Annotated in this window: 16 protein-coding genes; 5 read left to right on the top strand and 11 right to left on the bottom strand. The window is 69.2% G+C overall.

Features of this window, described 5'->3' with window-relative positions; translation table 11 throughout:
* Positions 1-55: 55 nt before the first annotated feature.
* Together G7Y54_RS12025 and pyrR are read left to right on the top strand one after the other, a co-directional pair.
* Entirely contained in the window at positions 56-616 is a 561-nt protein-coding gene (locus tag G7Y54_RS12025; RefSeq protein ID WP_165077826.1) for a hypothetical protein, read from the top strand.
* Positions 617-640: 24 nt separating this feature from the next.
* Positions 641-1,183, top strand: coding sequence for a bifunctional pyr operon transcriptional regulator/uracil phosphoribosyltransferase PyrR (gene pyrR, locus G7Y54_RS12020; RefSeq protein ID WP_165077825.1), 543 nt, complete (start codon positions 641-643; stop codon positions 1,181-1,183).
* Between the two features lie 35 nt (positions 1,184-1,218).
* Here pyrR and G7Y54_RS12015 read toward each other — a convergent pair whose 3' ends face one another.
* Positions 1,219-2,775, bottom strand: coding sequence for a lysylphosphatidylglycerol synthase domain-containing protein (locus G7Y54_RS12015; RefSeq protein ID WP_165077816.1), 1,557 nt, complete (start codon positions 2,773-2,775; stop codon positions 1,219-1,221).
* 243 nt (positions 2,776-3,018) lie between these two features.
* Between G7Y54_RS12015 and greA the strand changes: the two genes are divergently transcribed.
* Entirely contained in the window at positions 3,019-3,507 is a 489-nt protein-coding gene (gene greA, locus G7Y54_RS12010) for a transcription elongation factor GreA (protein WP_165077813.1), read from the top strand.
* Positions 3,508-3,523: 16 nt separating this feature from the next.
* On the opposite strand, the gene G7Y54_RS12005 is transcribed toward greA, so the two are convergent.
* The 5 genes from G7Y54_RS12005 to ybgF form a co-directional block, all read right to left on the bottom strand.
* Positions 3,524-6,418 (bottom strand): glycosyltransferase, encoded by a 2,895-nt coding sequence (locus G7Y54_RS12005; RefSeq protein ID WP_165077811.1) that lies wholly within the window; start codon positions 6,416-6,418, stop codon positions 3,524-3,526.
* A gap of 103 nt (positions 6,419-6,521) precedes the next feature.
* A complete protein-coding gene (locus tag G7Y54_RS12000; protein WP_165077809.1) occupies positions 6,522-7,439 on the bottom strand; it encodes a manganese-dependent inorganic pyrophosphatase in 918 nt (305 codons plus the stop codon).
* Positions 7,440-7,569: 130 nt separating this feature from the next.
* On the bottom strand, positions 7,570-8,559 hold the full coding sequence (locus G7Y54_RS11995) for a tyrosine recombinase XerC (RefSeq protein WP_165077807.1): 990 nt from the start codon (positions 8,557-8,559) through the stop codon (positions 7,570-7,572).
* Positions 8,556-9,782 carry a DNA-processing protein DprA gene (gene dprA / locus G7Y54_RS11990; RefSeq protein WP_165077805.1) on the bottom strand — a complete coding sequence of 409 codons (1,227 nt, stop codon included), beginning with the start codon at positions 9,780-9,782 and terminating at the stop codon, positions 8,556-8,558. The genes G7Y54_RS11995 and dprA overlap by 4 nt, the downstream gene beginning before the upstream one ends.
* A 62-nt stretch (positions 9,783-9,844) precedes the next feature.
* Positions 9,845-11,149 (bottom strand): tol-pal system protein YbgF, encoded by a 1,305-nt coding sequence (ybgF, locus tag G7Y54_RS11985; RefSeq protein WP_165077802.1) that lies wholly within the window; start codon positions 11,147-11,149, stop codon positions 9,845-9,847.
* A 169-nt stretch (positions 11,150-11,318) separates the two neighbouring features.
* On the opposite strand from ybgF, the gene G7Y54_RS11980 reads away from it, so the two are divergent.
* Positions 11,319-12,263 carry a hypothetical protein gene (locus G7Y54_RS11980; protein ID WP_165077800.1) on the top strand — a complete coding sequence of 315 codons (945 nt, stop codon included), beginning with the start codon at positions 11,319-11,321 and terminating at the stop codon, positions 12,261-12,263.
* 6 nt (positions 12,264-12,269) lie between these two features.
* Here G7Y54_RS11980 and G7Y54_RS11975 read toward each other — a convergent pair whose 3' ends face one another.
* From G7Y54_RS11975 to G7Y54_RS11955, 5 genes are all read right to left on the bottom strand, one after another.
* Complete coding sequence (locus tag G7Y54_RS11975) at positions 12,270-13,538, bottom strand: glycosyltransferase (RefSeq protein ID WP_241159357.1); 1,269 nt, start codon at positions 13,536-13,538, stop codon at positions 12,270-12,272.
* A complete protein-coding gene (locus tag G7Y54_RS11970) occupies positions 13,535-14,821 on the bottom strand; it encodes a glycosyltransferase family 9 protein (RefSeq protein ID WP_165077796.1) in 1,287 nt (428 codons plus the stop codon). Before G7Y54_RS11970 ends, G7Y54_RS11975 begins: the two co-directional genes overlap by 4 nt.
* Before the next feature lie 111 nt (positions 14,822-14,932).
* Positions 14,933-15,541, bottom strand: coding sequence for a FlgO family outer membrane protein (locus G7Y54_RS11965; RefSeq protein ID WP_165077794.1), 609 nt, complete (start codon positions 15,539-15,541; stop codon positions 14,933-14,935).
* An 8-nt stretch (positions 15,542-15,549) separates the two neighbouring features.
* Positions 15,550-15,822: a hypothetical protein gene (locus G7Y54_RS11960; RefSeq protein ID WP_206214960.1), complete on the bottom strand. Its 273-nt coding sequence runs from the start codon at positions 15,820-15,822 to the stop codon at positions 15,550-15,552.
* A 35-nt stretch (positions 15,823-15,857) separates the two neighbouring features.
* Complete coding sequence (locus G7Y54_RS11955) at positions 15,858-16,541, bottom strand: FlgO family outer membrane protein (RefSeq protein WP_165077792.1); 684 nt, start codon at positions 16,539-16,541, stop codon at positions 15,858-15,860.
* Between the two features lie 315 nt (positions 16,542-16,856).
* Between G7Y54_RS11955 and ispG the strand changes: the two genes are divergently transcribed.
* A complete protein-coding gene (gene ispG / locus G7Y54_RS11950) occupies positions 16,857-17,945 on the top strand; it encodes a flavodoxin-dependent (E)-4-hydroxy-3-methylbut-2-enyl-diphosphate synthase (protein WP_165077790.1) in 1,089 nt (362 codons plus the stop codon).
* The last annotated feature ends 42 nt before the right edge of the window (positions 17,946-17,987 follow it).

The following is a 17,987-nucleotide window of genomic DNA, read 5'->3' as shown; positions in this document are numbered from 1 at the left end:
TGCGCATATGGGTGGCCGATGCCCCGCCATTTCACAGGCCGGGGCCGGAGGATGTATGCGCAAAGCACCAAAAGGCTTCTGGCACTATGTGGAGACCTGGCGCAACCTCTTTCCGCGCAGGCGCGCGGTGCGCTGGCGCGGCACGTGGCTCCAGAACGGCTATTGCCGCGACTGCCGCTATTGCTGCGGGCCGCAGGATTCTTCCGTGCCCTTCCCCATGGCGCTCCTGCCGTCGCAGATCCGCCCCGACCTCGACAAGGATTTTTACCTCCTCCACGCGGATACCGCCTATATCGGCGCCCAGGGCTGCAAGTCCGACACGCCTCATGGCTGCCGGCTGCCGCTGGCGCTCAAGCCCGTGGCCTGCGGCCTCTTCCCCATCGTGCTTGTGAACGGCGGGCTGCACCTCTACCAGACGTGCCCGGCCGTGCTCTTCACGCCGCTCCTGCGCTTCGCCGACCTCGGGCTGGAGGCGGCGCACTACCTGCTCGGCTTCAGCCTCGAGGAACTCAGGCACATTTCCCTGAGCCTCCCCGCCGAGACCCTGGCGCGGGATTATATCGACCTGCGCATTTCCCTCTTTGACGCGGAGGGCAAGGCGGAAGTGCTCCGCTGAACGGCGCTTTCCGCAGGAGGACCCATGAAGGACGCAATAACACTCTTGATCGCAAAGGACGAGATGGGCCGCATCCTCGAGCGGCTCGCCGCGCAAGTGCTGGAGCGGCACCCCGGCTGCGAGGGCCTCATGCTCGTGGGCATCCAGCGGCGCGGCGTGGACCTCGCCCGGCGGCTCGCAAGCCTTTTGGAGGCACGCGCGGGAGTGCGCGTGCCGCTCGGCACGCTGGACATCAATCTCTACCGGGACGACTGGACGAGCCTTGAGGGCAAGCCCCTTATCGGCATCTCGCATATCCCGGAAAGCCCGGACGGCCGCGTGGTCCTGCTGGTGGATGATGTGCTCTTCAGCGGGCGCACCGTGCGCGCGGCCCTCGAGGCCATCCTCGACTACGGGCGCCCGCGCGCGGTGGAGCTGGCCGTGCTTGTGGACAGGGGCCACCGCGAGCTGCCCATCCATGCGGACTATGTGGGGCGCGAGATCACGACCGAGCGCAACTGGCATGTGGATGTGCTGCTTGAGGAGCGGGACGGGGAGGACATGGTGCGCCTCGACATCCGCGACTGAGCCGGGCGCGCGTTTTCCCCACTCCCCTTGGGGGTTCAGGCGCTTGCCTTGCGGCGCTTTTGCCGCTGCCGCAAAAAGAGCCGCCACGCCCAGGAGACCATGAGCAGCGCCACGATGCCGATGAAGGCGCGCAAGGTGCGCGAGGCGTTGAAAGGCCGCTCGAAGCCCCAGGTTGTGGCCCTGTCCCAGGCCGGGTGATAGAGGAACCAGGCCAGCAGGAAGGCCACGCCGAGCGCCGCCAGGGCCCCGAAGAGCCAGTAGAAGGGGATGGGCTCCTCCCAGAAGAAGGAGCGGCGGTAAAAGCGCCTGTGCGCGAGGCACACGGCGAACAGGATGACCGCGGCCATGAGCGCCGTTTCCCACGAGAGGCCCTTCAGGAGCGCGCCTGTGATGCCGAGGCCGAGCAGCGCCACGGCCATGCGGAAGGCGCGGGTCTGGCGGCGCTCCAGCCCGTAGGCCACGAAGAGCAGGGCCGCGCCCGAAAGCGCGCAGACGAAGTGCCCGGCGCCGATGACGCTCATGGGCAGCCACTGCGTGATCATGGCCACGGTGCGCGGCGCCGTGGGCAGGGTGGCGGAAACGAGCAGGATGAGGCCGCCCACGAACACGAGATAGGCGCTGATGGAGTGCGAGAGCGTGGCGAGCCAGCGCCCGGCCTCGCGCAGCATGGAGCGGCGCTGGCGCGCCTCGTAGGCGGCCAGCAGCAGCGCCGCGGCCAGCAGCGGGATGATATAGTAAATGAGGCGGAAGAGCAGCACCGCCGCAAAGACGGCCTGGGTGTGGCTCGTGTGCGAGAGCTCGAGGATGACGAGCTCGAAGATGCCCACGCCGCCCGGGATATGCGTGAGCACCACCGCCACCTGCGCCATGAGGTAGCTCGGCAGGAAATCGAGGAAGTTGATGCCGATGTCACCCGGCAACAGCACATACATGCAGGCCGAGGCCGCCACGATGTCCACGCCGGCCACGATGCACTGGGCGACGGCGATGCGCGGCGAGGGGAAGACGAATTCCTTGCCGAAAATGTGCACCGGCTTGCGCACGGTGAAGCAGAGCACGAGGTAGGAACAGGCGAGCAGGGTCAGGATGAGCCCGAGGATGCGCACATCCTTGATGGGCATGTTGGTGAGCAGTTCTTCGGGGATGTAAGGTGGCGCCACGAGAAAGATGATGCCGCAGGTGCCGAGCGCCCCCACCCAGAAGGTGACGGCCAGCATGAGCACGAGGCGCACGATGTCCGTGAGCGAAAAGCCCCACGCGGAATAAAAGCGGTAGCGCACGCTGGTGCCCCCGAGCAGCGCGCCGAAATTGTAGCTCACCGCCTGGCCCACGAAAGAGACGAGCCCCACGCGCGGCAGCGGGAGTTTTTTGTGGATGGCCTTGAGCGCCAGCCAGTCATAGCCCACCAGGATCATGTAGTTGATGACCATGAGCAGGAGCGAGGCGCCGATGCGCCCGTAGGAGATCTGCTCGATGCTCTGGCGGATCTGGGCGATGCTGTAGGCTTTGAGCTTGTGGTAGAGCAGGTAGACGGCCAGCACAAAGATGCCGGTCACGAGCACGGGCCCCAAATAGCGCAGATACTTTTTCATGACTCTCGGTCGGCTTCGGGCGCGGTGTTTTGCCGCGTGTCCCCAAGCATATACGTCCCCCCCGGGCTGCGCAAGCGCAAAGCGGGCGCGGCCGCCAAGGGCACGGGGCTTGACGGGCGGGCGCCGGCTGCCTAGTATGGGGCTTCAGGCAACCGTGTTCGTTGCCCGCCACCCCCCATCTCCACCTGATCCCGAGCCTGCGCTGCCCGTGCAGCGGAGGTTTTTTTTCGCATGAGGTCGAACATGACGAGCATTCCCATTTCCGTACAGGGCTACAAGCGGCTTGAGGACGAGCTCGCCCGCCTGAAGAGCGAGCGCCCGGCCATCATCCAGGCCATCAAGGAGGCCCGCGAAGAGGGCGACCTGCGCGAGAACGCGGGCTATGACGCCGCCCGCGAGCGCCAGGGCATGGCCGAGGCGCGCATCAAGTATATCGAGTCGCGCCTGGCGCTCTACCAGGTCATCGACCTCGACACGCTCTCGGGCGACAAGGTGATCTTCGGCGCCACCGTGGAGGTGGAGGACGCGGACAGCGGCGAATCCCGCACCTTCACCATCCTCGGGCCCGACGAGGCGGACCCGGCCTCGGGCTCCATCTCCTTCCTCTCGCCGGTGGGGCAGGCCCTGCTCGGCAAGGAAGTGGGCGACGAGGTGAGCGTGGACATCCCGCGCGGGCGCGTCACCTATGAGGTGGTGGATATTTCGTTCAAGGGCAGCAAGGCACTCGCCTGACGGCGCCGGCCCGGCGTCAGCGTTCGGGCTCTCCGCCGCCGTCGAGCATGAGGCGCCAGCCGTGGTCCGGCGCGGCGCACAGATTCGGGTTGCGCAGGGGGTGCCTGCGCACGGTTTCGCCCCAGCGGGCGAGGAAGCGGGCTTCCGCCCCAGGGGCGGCGGGCCCGCTTTCCGCATCCGGCGGCAATTCCCACTGCCCCCACGGCGAAACGAGCGTGAAACGGCCCGCCGCTTCCTGGCGCAGGCTGTAGTCCACCGCCGCAAGGGGCCCCATGCTGGCGTCGAAGGGCGCCGGCTCCAGCAGGAGCTTGCGGCGCACGGCCATGCACTGCCAGGCGACGCCCAGCGCATGCCGCGTGAGCAGGAAGTGCCCCCAGCAATGGTTGCGCAGGTCCGCCGGGCCGGAGCCCCGCAGGAGCGGGAAGGGCAGGCCCGTCACATCCGGGGCATAGCCGCCGTTCCAGAGCCGCCCGCGCCGCCACACAAGGGCGCCTGCCATGGCGAGGTCCGGCCGCAGGGCCTGGATGACCATCTGCTCCGGGCGGCAGTCCAGCACCGGCGTGAGGCCGGCATGGAGAAAGAGCAGCACCCGGCCTCGCGCTTCGTGCGCGGCAGCCTGGCAGGCGTCTGTCCACTGCGGGCCAGCAGGAGGAAGGCGGCGGAGGGGCAGCGCTTCCTCCATCCATCCCCGGGCCATGGCGGCCATGGGCGTGAGCGGTTGCCAGAGCACTTCCACCTGCATGATCGCGGCAAGCGCGTCGAGCGCCTCCAGCAGGGCCGGTGCGGGCGCGCGGGAGGCCGCGGAGCCGTCGGCGAGCAGGACGACGCTGCAGGTGAGCCCCGGAGGCACTCCCAAGACGAGCTTGAAAAAGTTGTTCTGGCTGGAGGCCGCGCCCTCCACCGCATGGCCGCGCCTGAGCGCGCTTTCCGTGAGCGCCTTGCGCGTGGCCTCAAGCACATAGGGCTTGGAGGCAAGGCTCCCCGAGGTGCTTCCCGCATGGATGCGCCAGTGGTAGAGCACGCGCGGGATGTGCGCCACCTGCCGGGGCTCGAGCCGCTCGATCATGCGCAGGCTGAGGTCAAAATCCTGTGAACCCTCGAAGCCCGGCCTGAGGCCGCCCACCGCGCGCACCAGCTCCGTCGCGCAGGTGGTGAGATGTCCCATGGCGGCGAGGTCGCCATCGAAACCGGGCTTGAAGACCGGGGTCCGCCGCACCCCGTCCTCGTCAATCTTGTCCTCATCTGTATAGATGCAGCGCACTTCGGGGCGGCCAGCGATGACCGCGGCCGTCTCCTCAAGGGCCGTGGGGGCGAGCAGGTCGTCATGGTCGAAAAAGGCCGCCCAGGGGGCGTCCGCGAGGTCGAGCGCGCTGTTGGTGGCATGCGAGATGTGGCCGTTCTCCTCACGGATGACGAGCCGGATGCGCGGGTCCTTGGCCGCATAGGCCCTGAGCAGTTGCGGGATGGCCGCGTCGGTGGAGGCGTCGTCGGCCACGCAGAGCTGCCAGCGGCCATAGCTCTGCGCGAGGACGGAATCGAGCGCCGCCGCAAGGTGGTCTGGGCGCGGGTTCCACACCGGCATGAGCACCGCGATCTCCGGCCAGCCCGCTCCCTGCTCCATGCGGGGCGGCCGGAGCCCCGGCTCGCGCAATTCCATCCAGGCGTCATAGGACGATGCGGCCTTATCCAGCGAACAGGCCCAAAGGCCCGCATCCGCCAGGGCGCGCATGCCCGGCCGGAGCAGGCGGTGGCGGAAGCGCGTCTCGCCGCGGAGCCAGCGGGCGGCATCCTCTTTGAGGTGCGGCAGGGCTTCGGCCCCGGCAAAGGCCTCCATGTGCCGGGCTTGTGCCCTATACAAGGGGAGGGCATGGGGCAGGAGGGCCGGGTAGGCACGGCACAGGTCCACAAGATGCGCAAGCTCTTCGGGCGCGGAGCGCGCCAGAAGCCGCAGCAGGCTCGCCGGCTCAGGCCCGTGGCGCCACGCGAGCCACGCGTCCTCCCAAGAGTCGCTTTCCGCCGGGCTTGCGGGAAGGTGCGGCCCCTCCACGAGCCACGGCGTACAGCCGTAGCCGAGGCCGTCGGCGAGCACATGGCGCGCATAGTCGGGGCGCCCCGTCCCCGGCGGGATGCGCCCGCGCTGGACAAGGCTGTTCCAGCAGGCGGCGGTGCCGAGGCCGGCGTGGATGTCATGGAGCGCGGCCAGGGCACCGGGCTCGGTGGAGAATGCGGCGCGGCCGTGTCCCAGCCGGAAGCAGAGGTCAAGCGGCGCGAGCTCGTCGAGGCTCGCCTGGAAGCCGCCTGCGCCGCAAAAGTCGTCAAGGCGCACCATGAGGGCGTCGCCAGGGGCGGCCTGGAAGAAGCGCCGCTTCTGCGCGAGCGGGTGGGCGGCCGGGAGGCCCTCATACAGCGCATGCAGCTCCCGGCGGCTGTCGAACACGCTCCCCATATGGCGCACGCGCCGGGGCGTGCCCTCCCCGGGCGGCGAGAGGAGCAGCGGCGAAACGCCGGCAAGGGCTGGCTCGGCGGCAAGGCGCCGGGCGAGGGCGCAAAGGCAGCCGGCCTCGGGGCGCACGGCACAGGACAGCAGGAAGAGGAGGGGCGGCCGCGCGCCCGAGTTTTCACGCGCGAGCGGGAGAAGGATGCGGTTGGCGGCCTCGCGCCAGTCCTCCACGGGTTCAAGCCCCTCCAAGGCAAAGCCCGCGAGGCGCCCCTGCCCCACGAGGTTTTCGCCCAGGGCGAGGGCCTCTTCCGCTGCATCGGTGGCGGGCCCCGCCGGCGCGTGGAGAACGATGACTCTGGGGCGCGACCCCTTCTCCGCGAGGGCGGCGAGGCTTTCGCGCGGGTCGCTGCCATACAGCAGGACGAGGGCGTGGGGAGCGCCAGAGGCTGGCGGATTCGGCCGGAGGGACATGGCGGGATGCTATGTCACTTGCCCCGCGCATGCAAGGAAGCCGCCAAAAGAAAAAGCCGGAGCCGGCAAGCCGGCCCCGGCGGGAGAGGGGCAGGCGCCCCTGTTACTTGAAGGCCTTTTCAAAGTTGGGCACCACCTGCTTCTTGCGGCTCATGACGCCGGGCAGCCACACGGTGTCGCCGTCCACCTTGACGCCGAAGGCGGATTCCACCACGGCGGGGTCGTCGGAAACGATGAGCAGTTCCGAGCCTTCCTTCATGATGTCGGTCAAAAGCAGGAAAACGCTGTGGCGCCCCTCGCCCTTGACGCGGGCGAGCTCTTCGCGCAGGCCGTCCTTGACCGCCTCGAGGATGGAGAGATCCACCACCTCGAGCTGGCCGATGCCGACCTTGTTGCCGTTCATGTCAAAATCCTTGTAGTCGCGGAATACGAGATCGCGGATGGGCGTGCCGTCCACGGCGCTCTTGACCTTGAACATCTCCATGCCGAGGGCCGTCACGTCGGCCACGCCGGCGATCTCGGCGAGCTCGGCCACGGCCTTGCGGTCGGCCTCGGTGCAGGTGGGCGACTTGAAAATGACGGTATCGGAAAGAATGGCGCTGAGCATGGCGCCGGCCACATTGCGCGAGAGCTCCACCCCGTAGAAGTCATACATGTTCTTGATGACCGTGCAGGTGCAGCCCACGGGCCAGATCCACGCCTCGATGGGGCTTGAGGTGGTCACGTCGCCGAGCTTGTGGTGGTCGACGATGCCGAGCACCGTGGCGGAGTCCATGCCCGCAGGGGCCTGGGCGAGGTCGGAAAAGTCCACGAGGAAGAGGTCCTGGCCGGCCACGTCGTTGACGATTTTCGGCGCGGGGAGCCCGAATTTCTCGAGCACGAAGGCCGTCTCCGGGGTGGGGGCGGCCTGGGCGGCGGCGGTCACGTCGATGCCGCGCTTGGCGTAGAGGTCGGCGGCAGCAATGGCGGAAACGATGCTGTCGGTGTCGGGATTCATGTGACCAATGACGAGTGCGGACATGAAGATGCCTCCTTTGTGCGCCGCCAGGGCGGCAGGCGATGCCATGGGGATGCGGCTCACAGACGCCGCGTTGTTCTCTTTAGCACAAAGTCCCTGCCATGCCAAGACCTGTGGGAACATTTCCCCGGTCTCAGTCCTTTTTCGCGCGCGGGTGCGCGGCATCATAGACGCGCATGAGCCGCTCGAGGCTCACCTGGGTGTAGCGTTGGGTGGTGGCGAGGCGCCGGTGGCCGAGCAGTTCCTGCACGCTGCGCAGGTCGGCCCCGGCGTCGAGCAGGTGGGTGGCGAAGGAATGGCGCAGGGCATGCGGCGAGACGGTCACATCGAGGCCGGCCTCGCGGCAGAGCCGGGCGATACGGCGGCTGGCCTCGCGGCGGTCGAGGCGCCCGCCCCGCGCGCCCACGAAAAGCGCCGGCGAGGCCGCGGGGGCCAGATAGGGGCGCTCCGCGAGCCATGCGGCAAGCGCCTCGCGCGAGGCGTCAGAGAGGGGCGCCATGCGCTCGCGGCCGCCCTTGCCCATGACGCGCGCCATGCCGGCGGCCAGCTGGAGGTCGTCCACATCGAGGCCCAGCGCCTCGGAAATGCGCAGGCCCGAACCGTAGAGGAGCTCGGCCAGCGCGAGGTCGCGCAGGCGCAAGGTGGCCTCCTGCGGGGTGGGAGAGGCGGCCGGGCCTCTCGGGTCGGCGCTCAAAAGCGCGGCCGCCTCCTCCACATTGAGGATGCGCGGCTGCCGCCGCTCCTGCCGGGGATTGTGCACCTGCGCCGCCACATTGGCCGCGACGAGGCCCTGCCTTTGCAGATAGCGGAAGAAGCTGCGGGCCGCCGCGAGCTTGCGGGCCATGGAGCTTTTGGCGAGCCCCGCGCGGTAGAGGGCGCCCACCCAGGCCTGTATGTCCCGGTGAGTGACGGCTGCGGGCTTTCCCACATCCACGCCGCGGGCGGCCAGGGCGCGGGCGAGCTGGTCGAGGTCTGCCGCATAGGCCCTGCGCGTGGTCTCGGGGGCGCCGCGCTCCACACTGAGCCAGCTGAGAAAATCCGCAACGTGTCGCAGGGCCTCGGCCGAAGGCGCGGCGTCGCCGGGGCCAGCCCCAAAAGCGCGCGGAGCGGCGGCGCGCTTCATGGCACGGCCTCATAGCGCGCGCCAGGCAGGCGCCGTACGGCGCCCAATATCTCGAGGCCCACGAGCAGCGCGCTGAGCTCGGCCACGGGCAGCTCCAGTTCCTGCGCGAGCGTGTCGATGTGGAGAGCGCCCCTGCCGCGCAAATGGCCGAGCAGGCGTTCCTTGGGGCCTGCCGGTACAAGGGATTCGCCGACCGCCCGGGCCTTGTCGGGCAAAGGCGGCGCTGCGGGCGCCGGGGCCGTTATCAGGGCCGGCGCCTCGTCGGGAACATCGGGCGGCAGGCTCGCCTCGCTGATGCTGAAGGGCCGCAAAATATCGGCCATGTCGCGCAGGATGTCCTCCACGGTGAAGACCGGGCGCGCGCCCTGGCGCACGAGCTCCTGGCAGCCGGCGCACTGCTCGTCCAGCGCCGGGCCGGGCACGGCGAAGACCTCGCGGTTTTGCTCCAGCGCCATGCGCGCGGTGATGAGGCTGCCCGAGCGGCTGGCCGCCTCGACCACCACCACGCCGAGCGCGAGGCCGCTGATGATGCGGTTGCGGATGGGGAAGTTCCCGGCGAGCGGAGCCGTGCCCGGCGCAAATTCCGAAACGAGCAGGCCCTCCCGGGCCATGCGCTGGAAGAGCTCGTGTCCGCAGCGGGGGTAGACGCGGTTGATGCCGGTGCCGAGAACGCCGATGCTGCGCCCCACGCGGTTCAGCGCCGCCGCATGCGCCACGCTGTCGATGCCCTGCGCCATGCCGGAAATGACCGCGATGCCGCAGGCGGAAAGGCGCCGCGCCATATGGGCCGCCACCGCGAGCGCATGGTCGCCGGCCCGTCGCGAGCCCACCACGGCGATGGCCGGCGCGCGCAGCAGGCCCGCGTCGCCCGACAGGTAGAGCAGCGCGGGCCCGTCGGGGAGCTCGCGGAGCAGTTGGGGAAAGGCCGTGTCGGGCCAGAGGAGGATGACGGCGTCGAGCACGCGGGCCGCGTCCCATTCCCGGCGGGCCTCCTTGCGCCAGGTGCCGCGGGCGAACTCGCCGGCCTGGCGTTTGTTCAGCCCCGCGCGGGGCCATTCTTCCGCCGCGCGCACGGCCGCATAGGCGGAGCCGAACAGCTGGAGCAGGCGCGCGCGCGAACGCGGCCCGATGCCCGGGCAATGGCGCAGGGCGAGCGCGGCCCAGTATTCGTTGCGCCCGGCCTCGCCGAGGGCGGAGAAGGGGCGCGGGCCTGACTCCGTCATGCCGTCCGGGGCCGCAACGCTCTCCGCGCGCGGCCTCGCGGACTCTGCCGGGCTGCTCCCGCTCAGCGCGCGACCCCCATGGCCCGCGCCCTGCGGGCGGCCTCGGAATTGGGGAACTGCGCCATGAGCGCGCGGTACTTTTCGGATGCTGCGGCCTTGTCGCCGAGGCGGCTCATGGTCATGCCGGCCTTGAGCAGGGCGTCCGCGTTCTTGTGGTGCTGCGGGTAGGCGTCGTTCACCTTCTGGAACTGGGCGAGCGCGTCCTGGTACTTGCCCTGCGCGTAGAGGCCTTCACCGATCCAGTAATCCGCGTTGGCCGCATAGCGCCCGTGGGGATATTTCTGGAGGAAGTCATGGAACAGGCGCAGGCCCTCGTCCGTCCTGCCGGCGAGAGTGGCATTGAGGGCCTGCTTGTAGGCTGCTTCCTCTCCGGCGGCGAGGGGCGCGGGGGCCGCGGCCGCCGGACTGGCAGCCTGGGTCGCGACAGGGTGTGCCAGGGCCTTTTGGGGGGCGCCGGGCTCGGACGCCTGCGGCAGGCCCATGGGGGGCAGCCCGGGATGCTCGGGGGGCAGCGCCAGGCTGGACGCGGGGATGGACGGCACGGGAACGGCGCTGGCATTGGCGGCAGGGGCTGCGGCCGTCTGCCCCGTAGGGGGCAGGTCGATGGGCGGAAGGGCCGCGGGAGCTGCCGGTGTGGGCGCGGGCTGTGCCGCGAGCGTGCCGGAGGGGCCGGCCACGGGGCGCCCCATGCTGCCCGAGGCGCCGGCACTCGCCGTGGCTGGGGCCGGGCGCTGGGCCGGGGCTGCAGCCCGCTGCGTGGGGGCGGGGATGGGCGTTGGCGCGGCGGCGGGGTCTATCATGCGGCCTTTGGGCGCGGCTGCTGCGGGCTGCTGGGTGGGGGCCGCTTGGGCCGAAGCCGGCGCGGCCGCTTGTGTATTGGCTTGGGCCGTCGGCGCTCCCGCAGCTTGCGCCTGCTGGTTGCGCTCGGCGGCTGCGCGGCGCGCCTGCGCGAGGAGCGCCTCCGCCCGGTTGGCGGGCTGTGGCGCCTGCGCTGCCGGCGTGGTGGGCGCCGGGGAAGCGGCACCCGGAGCCGCAGCGGCCGCGGGGGGAACGATGGGCACCACGGTCATGGAGGTCTTCTTGCCGTTGCGGGTGCGCACCTCGTAGACACGGTTATTGAGCTGCGCCACCTGCGAATTGAGCGACGCCATGCTCGTTTCGAGCTGTTGCAGGCGGTGTTCGTTTTCGCGCAGAAGCTTGGAATTGGTCTCGCTCGTGGACTCGAGCTTGTCCACCTGGCCTGTGGACGCGCAGCCGACGAGCCCCAAGGCCAGTGCCAGGGCCGGGATTAAACGGATTTTTCTCATTTCCCCCTCCGGCTTTTTTTGTGCCCCAAAGTGACGGATATTTCAAGAAGTCTTGCGGGCCGCCCATTTTTGGGGCAAGAAAGATGCGGTTCAGCCCTGCGCCGGGCGCCCGCCCGGCCGGCGCCCCGCAATCCGTAACCGCCGGCACGCGGCATGGGAGCCTTCGCGCATGAACGCCCTGGAACAGATCCTTTCCGCCTCGCCCTGGCTGCGCACGGCCTTTGACGCCCTCTCCGTCATCGTGCCGCTTTCCATGCTCTTCATCTTCGCCGGCATGGGCTTCATCTCGGCCACCGCGCGCATCCTCGCCGATGTGAAGGGCCGCAGCGCCTTCGAGAAATGCGCGCGCCAGCTCGCCTTTTTCGGCATGATGGTTGGCTGGATACTGCTCGTGGGCGGCCGTGTCTGGCTGCACTTCACGCGGGACGTGCATGTGCCGGGCAGCGTCAATGCCTATTTTCTTGAAATGAGCTGGCTGCTCCTCAGCCTTGGGGTCATGCTGAGCAGCGTCTATTATACCCTGTGGCGCATCCTGAAAAACCTGCCCATCCTGCATGCCACCATCGGCATGATCAGCGCGGCGCAAAGCAGCTTTGCCGCCGTGGCCGTGCTCGGGACGGCGCGGCTCTTGGCGGCGCTCGCCCAGCCGGACGCCGCCGGGGCGGGCCTGCAGAACCTGCTCCCGGCCGACTGGGCCTCCCCCGTGTGGACGGCAGCGGCCTGCACGCTGCCCCTCTTCATCGCGCTGCCCGCCGCCGCCGGCGCGCTGTGGCTGCCCCTGCGGCGCCACAAGGACGACTTCGGGCGCGACTATTACAATACCATGATCCCCTGGTGCGCCGCATGGGCGCGCAATGCCTGGGCCTTGCTGTGGCTCGCGCTGCTCGCGCTCACCGCTATCAGGATGTCCGGGGCCTGGGGCGCGGCAGGCATCACCTCGCAGGAGGCCATCCTTGAGAGCACGCGGCTTTTACTCTGGCTCATCCCCGTCCTGCTCTGGACGCTCGTGCGCAAGAGCGCCGTGGCCCTACGCCACCGGGTGACGCTCGCCGTGGCGCTGCTCCTCGCCATGGCCTTCACGCTGCCCTATTATCTGGAGCTCACGGCCTTTTAGCGGCAGCTACTTTTTGTACTGCCTGCGCCACTCGTCGAGGAAGAGCAGGGCCGTCTCCGTCGCGCTGAGCGGGCCCGTGCGGCGGCGCAGCCTGTCCATCACGTCCTCAAAAGGCGCATGTGGCGGCAGGCCGAGGCTCCCGGTGAGTCGCGCGAGCTCCTCCCGAAGTGCCGCATCGAGTCCCGGCGCCTGCGCTCCTTCCCGGGGCTCGGTGCGCCACGGGCCGAGCTCCTTTTCCATGGCCGAAAGCAAGGTCTGCATGCGCCGCTCATAGGTGTGCTCGGCGAGGACGCGTTCGCGCGCGCGGCGGGCATAGGCCTCCCGCTCCCCGGGATGGGCGAGGAAGTAGTCGATCTTCTGGTAAAATTCTTCGGGGCTCTCAAAGGTCGCCAGCTCGTCCGGCCCGAAGAGGCCGTCCATGAGCGTGCGGCGGTCCACCAGCTGGAAGGCGCCCATGGCGGCCAGCTCAAAGGTGCGCGGATTGAGGAAATCCCCGTGGCTCACGAGATCCTTGGCCGACACGCTGGAGTGGAGGTTGAGGTTCACCTTGGCGGCATTGTAGATCTTGACGCTCTCCTCCTCGCCGATGCGGCTGCCCCCCCGCTGGATATTGCGCGCAAGCAGGTTCTCCCCCTCCCAGTCCGAACCCCAGATCTTGAAATCGCGCCCCGCCAGCGGCCGGAAGGCGAGGCGCCGGTTGGGATAGCCCGCGCCGAGAAAGGCGATGTCCGAGCCGTATTCCCGCTGTTCGGTCGCGCTCAGGGCAAGCGGCTTGTGGAACTCAGGGAGCGCCGCCAGCGGCAGGTAGAGCGCGTGCGGCTGGCCGATGGCGGCGAGCTCGGAAAGGAAGGGCTCCTTCTGGATGACCGCGAAGAAGTCATACAGCGGCGCATAGGCCTGCCAATAGGTGAAGAGGCGGTAATCCTCCACGAACCACATGGCCGTGCGCACGCCGGCGCGGCGGAAGCGCTGGAGCAGGTTGCGGCTCATGGGGGCCTGCGCCAGCGCGAGCACGAGCTGGGGCGCCAGCTCCTCGGCCTGGGCCCAGATGGCCTGGGCGACGACCTGCAAAAAAGCCGCTTCCAGAGGGCCCTTGCGGGCCGGCGTGAGGTCGAGCTTGCCGAGGCCCGTGAAGGCCGGGTAGAGCGCCGGCGCCTCGAAAACGCGCACCGTATGCCCGAGATCCGTCAGGGCGCGCGCGCAATAGCGCCCGATGGGGAGCGAGCCGCCATACATGGGCAGGACCACAAGAATGCGCAGGGCCTGGGCTGTCATGCGTACCTCCCTTGCGGCAGCATCCATTCGGGGTCGGGCAAGAGGGCTTCGTGCAGGCGGCGCAATTCATCGCGTTGCGCCGCGTTTGCGGGCTCTGGCGCCTCCACGGCGCCGGGCGCAAGTCCAAGCCATTCCGCGAGCACGGCGCGGGCTCCCTCGCGCAGGAAGGCATCGGGATCTTCCCCGCCAGCAAGGCGCAGGCGGCCGCCGAGGCCGTCAAGCCCGCTTTGCCAGCAGTGCAGGGCCGGAGGCAGCGTGAGGGAGTTCCCGGCATCCGTGCCGCCCGTGCTGAAGACCCGCGCGAGCTGGCGGGCGAAGCCCCTGTCCCGGAAAACTTCGAGGCAGGCGACATTATGGGGGCACGGGGCGGATTCGAGGCAGGGCGCGCACGCCGGCGCCGCCTGCCAGACGGTATGGCCGAGGCCATAGGGGCCGGTCTCGTGAGCCCAGGCGGAGGAGAGAAAAAAGGCCAGCACCGGCACCCCGAGGTGGGCGGCGAGGTGCATGAGGCCGGTATCCGGCGTGACGAGGGCATCGAGCCCGCTGACGGCGTCCACAAGGCCGGCCCAGTCCGTTTTGCCGGAGAGGTCCTCCACCTGCGCCGCCGCGCGCGGGGGCAGCTCCCGCAGGAGCTTGTGCGCGGCCGGGCGTTCGCTGGCGCTCCCCAAAAGGACGATGCGCGGGTTCCCGAGCAGGGCGGCCAGCGTCTTGACCACCTCGGCGAGCACGGGCACGGGGAGCGAGCGTCGCGCCTCGCGGCCGGCAAGGGCAACGCCGAGGCCCCTGCCCCCGGGGCGCGCATCCGGGTTGACGAGCCCGGGCGCCATGGGCGCGGGCGCGAACCATGCCCAGAAATCCACGAGATTGAGGGGCGAGATGCGCCGCCGGCGGCTCAGCTGGAAGGCCAGCCGCGCCCATGGCGAGCGCAGAAGGCCGCCGTCGGAGACAGGGGCCGGCCGGTAGCCGATAACCGTCTCCGGGGCGAACAGGCGGCAGAGGGCGCCCGTGAGGACGGAAAAATTGCAGTTATAGACAAGGTCGGGCGAAAGCTCTCGCAGACCCTCCATGGCCGGGAGGTTTTCCGCAAGGGCCCGGGCCTCGTCATGGCCGTGGAAGGCGAAGGGATGGACTGAAACGCCGGGATAGAGCAGGCGCGCCAACGGGGCCAGGCTTGCGTCCACGGCGAGATGCAGCGCGCCCTCTGCCGCAAGGCTGAGGAGGAGCCGCTTGCTCTGGACGAGGTCGCCAAAGCGCGCGGCCTGGATAACAAGGATCTTCGCCATCGGGCACCCGCAACAAGGTGGAAGGGCTGCGCAGGGAGCAGTCCCGGGCCTTTAAACGCCGCTGGCGCATGGTAGTCCATGCGCCGGCGGGAGACAAGCGGGGGGTGGCGCCTATTGGAGGCGCGTGTAGACACTGGGCTTGAGGCCGCTGCCCGCGGGCATGTTCTCCTGCAGCAGCGGGACGAGGTCGGGTGTGATGGGCACCGTGCCCATGGCCTTGGCGATGACCTCGTTGGTGGCCACGGAAATGAGGCTCATGGTGAAGCGCACCTGCTGGCCGCTCACCACATAGGTGCCGGCGAGGATGGCCTGGCCCACCCCGGACTTGCTCGCGAGCTTGCGCACGTCGCGGGTGAGGATGAATTCGCCGGTGCGCTTGTCAAAGCGGATGTCCTTGCCGCGGCGCAGCTCCTCATAACGGTAGCCCATGTCCACGAGGTCGCTGGAGACTTCCTCCAGCATCTGGCGGGCGAGCGGGTTGGCCTGCTCGAGGTTGTTGAGATTGGCCGGGGTGGTGCCCATGATGAGGATGCGCGAGCGCGCGAGCGCGCGAAGCTCCTTCTTGCTCATGTCCGGGCTTGAGCCCGCATAGCGCATCATGAGCTGCTCGTCGAGCTGCTCGGCGATGTCCTCCCCGGCGCGGGGCACATTGCCGGCCGCCGCGGCCAGCGGGAAGAGCAGGACGGCGAGAACGAGGATGATGAGAACGAGGCGGGGCATGGCATACCTCAGCGCATGGTGCGGATCTCGAGCTCCACACTGGCGAGTTCACGTTTGATGATGGCAAGGTCCGCATCGTTGCGGCAGGTGGAAAGGGCCAGCGCATAGCTTTGCCTTGCGAGTTCAAAGCGGCCCTGGTCGCGGTATTCGCGGCCCTGTTCCACATAGTCCCAACTGATATTGGGCCCGCGCTCGATGCGCGTGTCGTGCGCGCCGCAGCCCGCGAGCGGGGCGGTGAGCGCGAGGAGCGCCGCGAGCAGGGCCGGCAGGAGCTTTCGCATGGGGGCTTCCCGGTTTTCTGTCTGTGTTTTCCGCATCATTTGCCCTGGATAATCCTCACGCTGCCGCTTTTCAGCGTATCGGCCGGCGCCGGGAGCTGCCCGTACAGGCCGCCATTGATGCGGGGCCCAGCGGGCTGGGAAGGCGCGGATGCCGCCACGGGCACGGCCGGCGGGTCGCTCTTGCCCATGCGCAGCACGACGGGCGTATTGACGAGCACGAGCTCGCCCGTGCGGAGCACAAGGCCGTCGGAGGCGCGCACGAGGCGCACGTTGACGAAGGTCGCGTCCTTGTCCACATAGTAGGTGCCCACCACGAGCGCGGCCCATTTCTGGCCTTCGTAGGGGACCACCTGGTTGGCGACGAGCGCGAGGTCGTCGCGTCCGCCCACCACGGAGATCTTGCCGGTCAGCCGGTATTCCCGCGTGGGGAAGCCCCGCTGGTTGAATTCGTAAAACATGGATTCCGCCATCAGGCGGCCGAGCGGCGAGGAAGTGGAGGTGTTGTTTTCATCCACGAAGGAGGTGGGCATGGCAACGAAGCCCTGCAGGGCGTCGTTGGGCACGGTGGCGAGCATCTGGTCCGCGAGCTCGCGGCACTTGAGCTTGATCTCCACGGCGTCCACATAGCCGGGGTCATTGGCCGTGCCCCTGGTGCTGCACCCTGCGAGCACGGCGAGCAGGAAAACGCTGAAAAGCGCAAGGCGATACGGGTTCTTCATAAGGACCTCTCCGTGGCCGGGACAGGCGCATTCGTTCTATCGGCGTCCCGGCGGGAAACTTGAGGCCATGTGGGGGCCATTCCTGCCGGGAGAATTTCCCGCAAAAATATCTGCAAGATATATTCCAGAAATTGACTTGGCTTGCCCCGGGAAATAGCGTAGATTTCGGCTTTGTCAATGGCTGGCGCGGAAAATTTGGCCTGCGGAAAGCGCCTTTGCGCCTATGGCGCAGCGGGGCGCTGGCGTGCGCGGCGGCAGGATTTTCCCGCGCGGCGGCGCGATTTTCCTTCCGGTGTCAGAAAAACGGGGGCTTCTATGGGCGGGAACAGCCGCGAAGTGCGGCTCGGCAGCTTGCGTATTGGCGGCGGCGCGCCTGTGATGGTGCAAAGCATGACCAATACCGACACCCGCGACGCCGAGGCCACCGTGGCCCAGATCCGCCGCCTTGTGGCCGCCGGCTGCGAGGCCGTGCGCGTGGCCGTGCCGGACGAGGCCGCGGTCAGGGCGCTCCCCGCCATCCGCGCCGGCTCGCCCGTGCCGCTCATCGCGGACATCCATTTCGACCACCGCCTCGCCGTCGCGGCCCTGGAGGCCGGCCTCGAGGGGCTGCGCATCAATCCGGGCAATATCGGCCCCGCCGCCCATGTGGACCGCGTGGTGGACGCGGCCAAGGCGCACGGGGCCGTCGTGCGCATCGGGGTCAACGGCGGCTCCCTCGAAAAGCCGCTGCTCGAGCGCTTCGGGGGCCCCAGGCCGGAGGCCCTTGTGGAAAGCGCGCTCGGCCATCTGCGCCTGCTGGAGCGCCGCGGTTTTTACGATGTCAAGATTTCCCTCAAGTCCTCCTCGGTGCTCGACACCATCACGGCCTACCGGCGCCTCGCCGAGGCCTGCGACTGCCCGCTGCACATCGGCGTCACCGAGGCCGGCGGCTCCATGCGCGGCACGGTGAAGTCGTCCGTGGGGCTCGGCATCCTGCTCCATGAAGGCATCGGCGATACCCTGCGGGTCTCGCTCACCGCGGACCCGGTGGAGGAAGTGGCGGTCGCCTGGGAGATATTGCGCGCCCTGGGCTTGCGCTCGCGCGGGCCCGAGATCATTTCCTGCCCCACCTGCGGCCGCACCGAGATCGACCTTTTCGCCCTGCTGCGAGCGGTGGAGGAGCGCCTTGCCACCACCACGGCGCCCCTCAAGGTGGCGGTCATGGGCTGCGTGGTCAACGGCCCGGGCGAGGCGCGCGAGGCGGACATCGGCCTCGCGGGAGGCCGCGGCAAGGGCATCATTTTCCGCAAGGGCGAAGTCGTGCGCGTGGCGCGCGGCCAGGAAGCACTGCTCGCGGCCTTCATGGAAGAGCTCCAGAAGCTCCTCGACGGCGCAGGCGCGCCGTCCGGCGCCGGCGGGGCATAAACGGCATCCGGCCCCAACCCCAACAGCATCGCAAAGGACCAG

The sequence above is a fragment of the Desulfovibrio sp. ZJ746 genome (genome assembly GCF_011039155.1).
GTDB lineage: Bacteria > Desulfobacterota > Desulfovibrionia > Desulfovibrionales > Desulfovibrionaceae > Desulfovibrio.
Note: the sequence above shows the minus strand (reverse complement) of the source record. Positions and strands in the feature narration are given on the sequence as shown.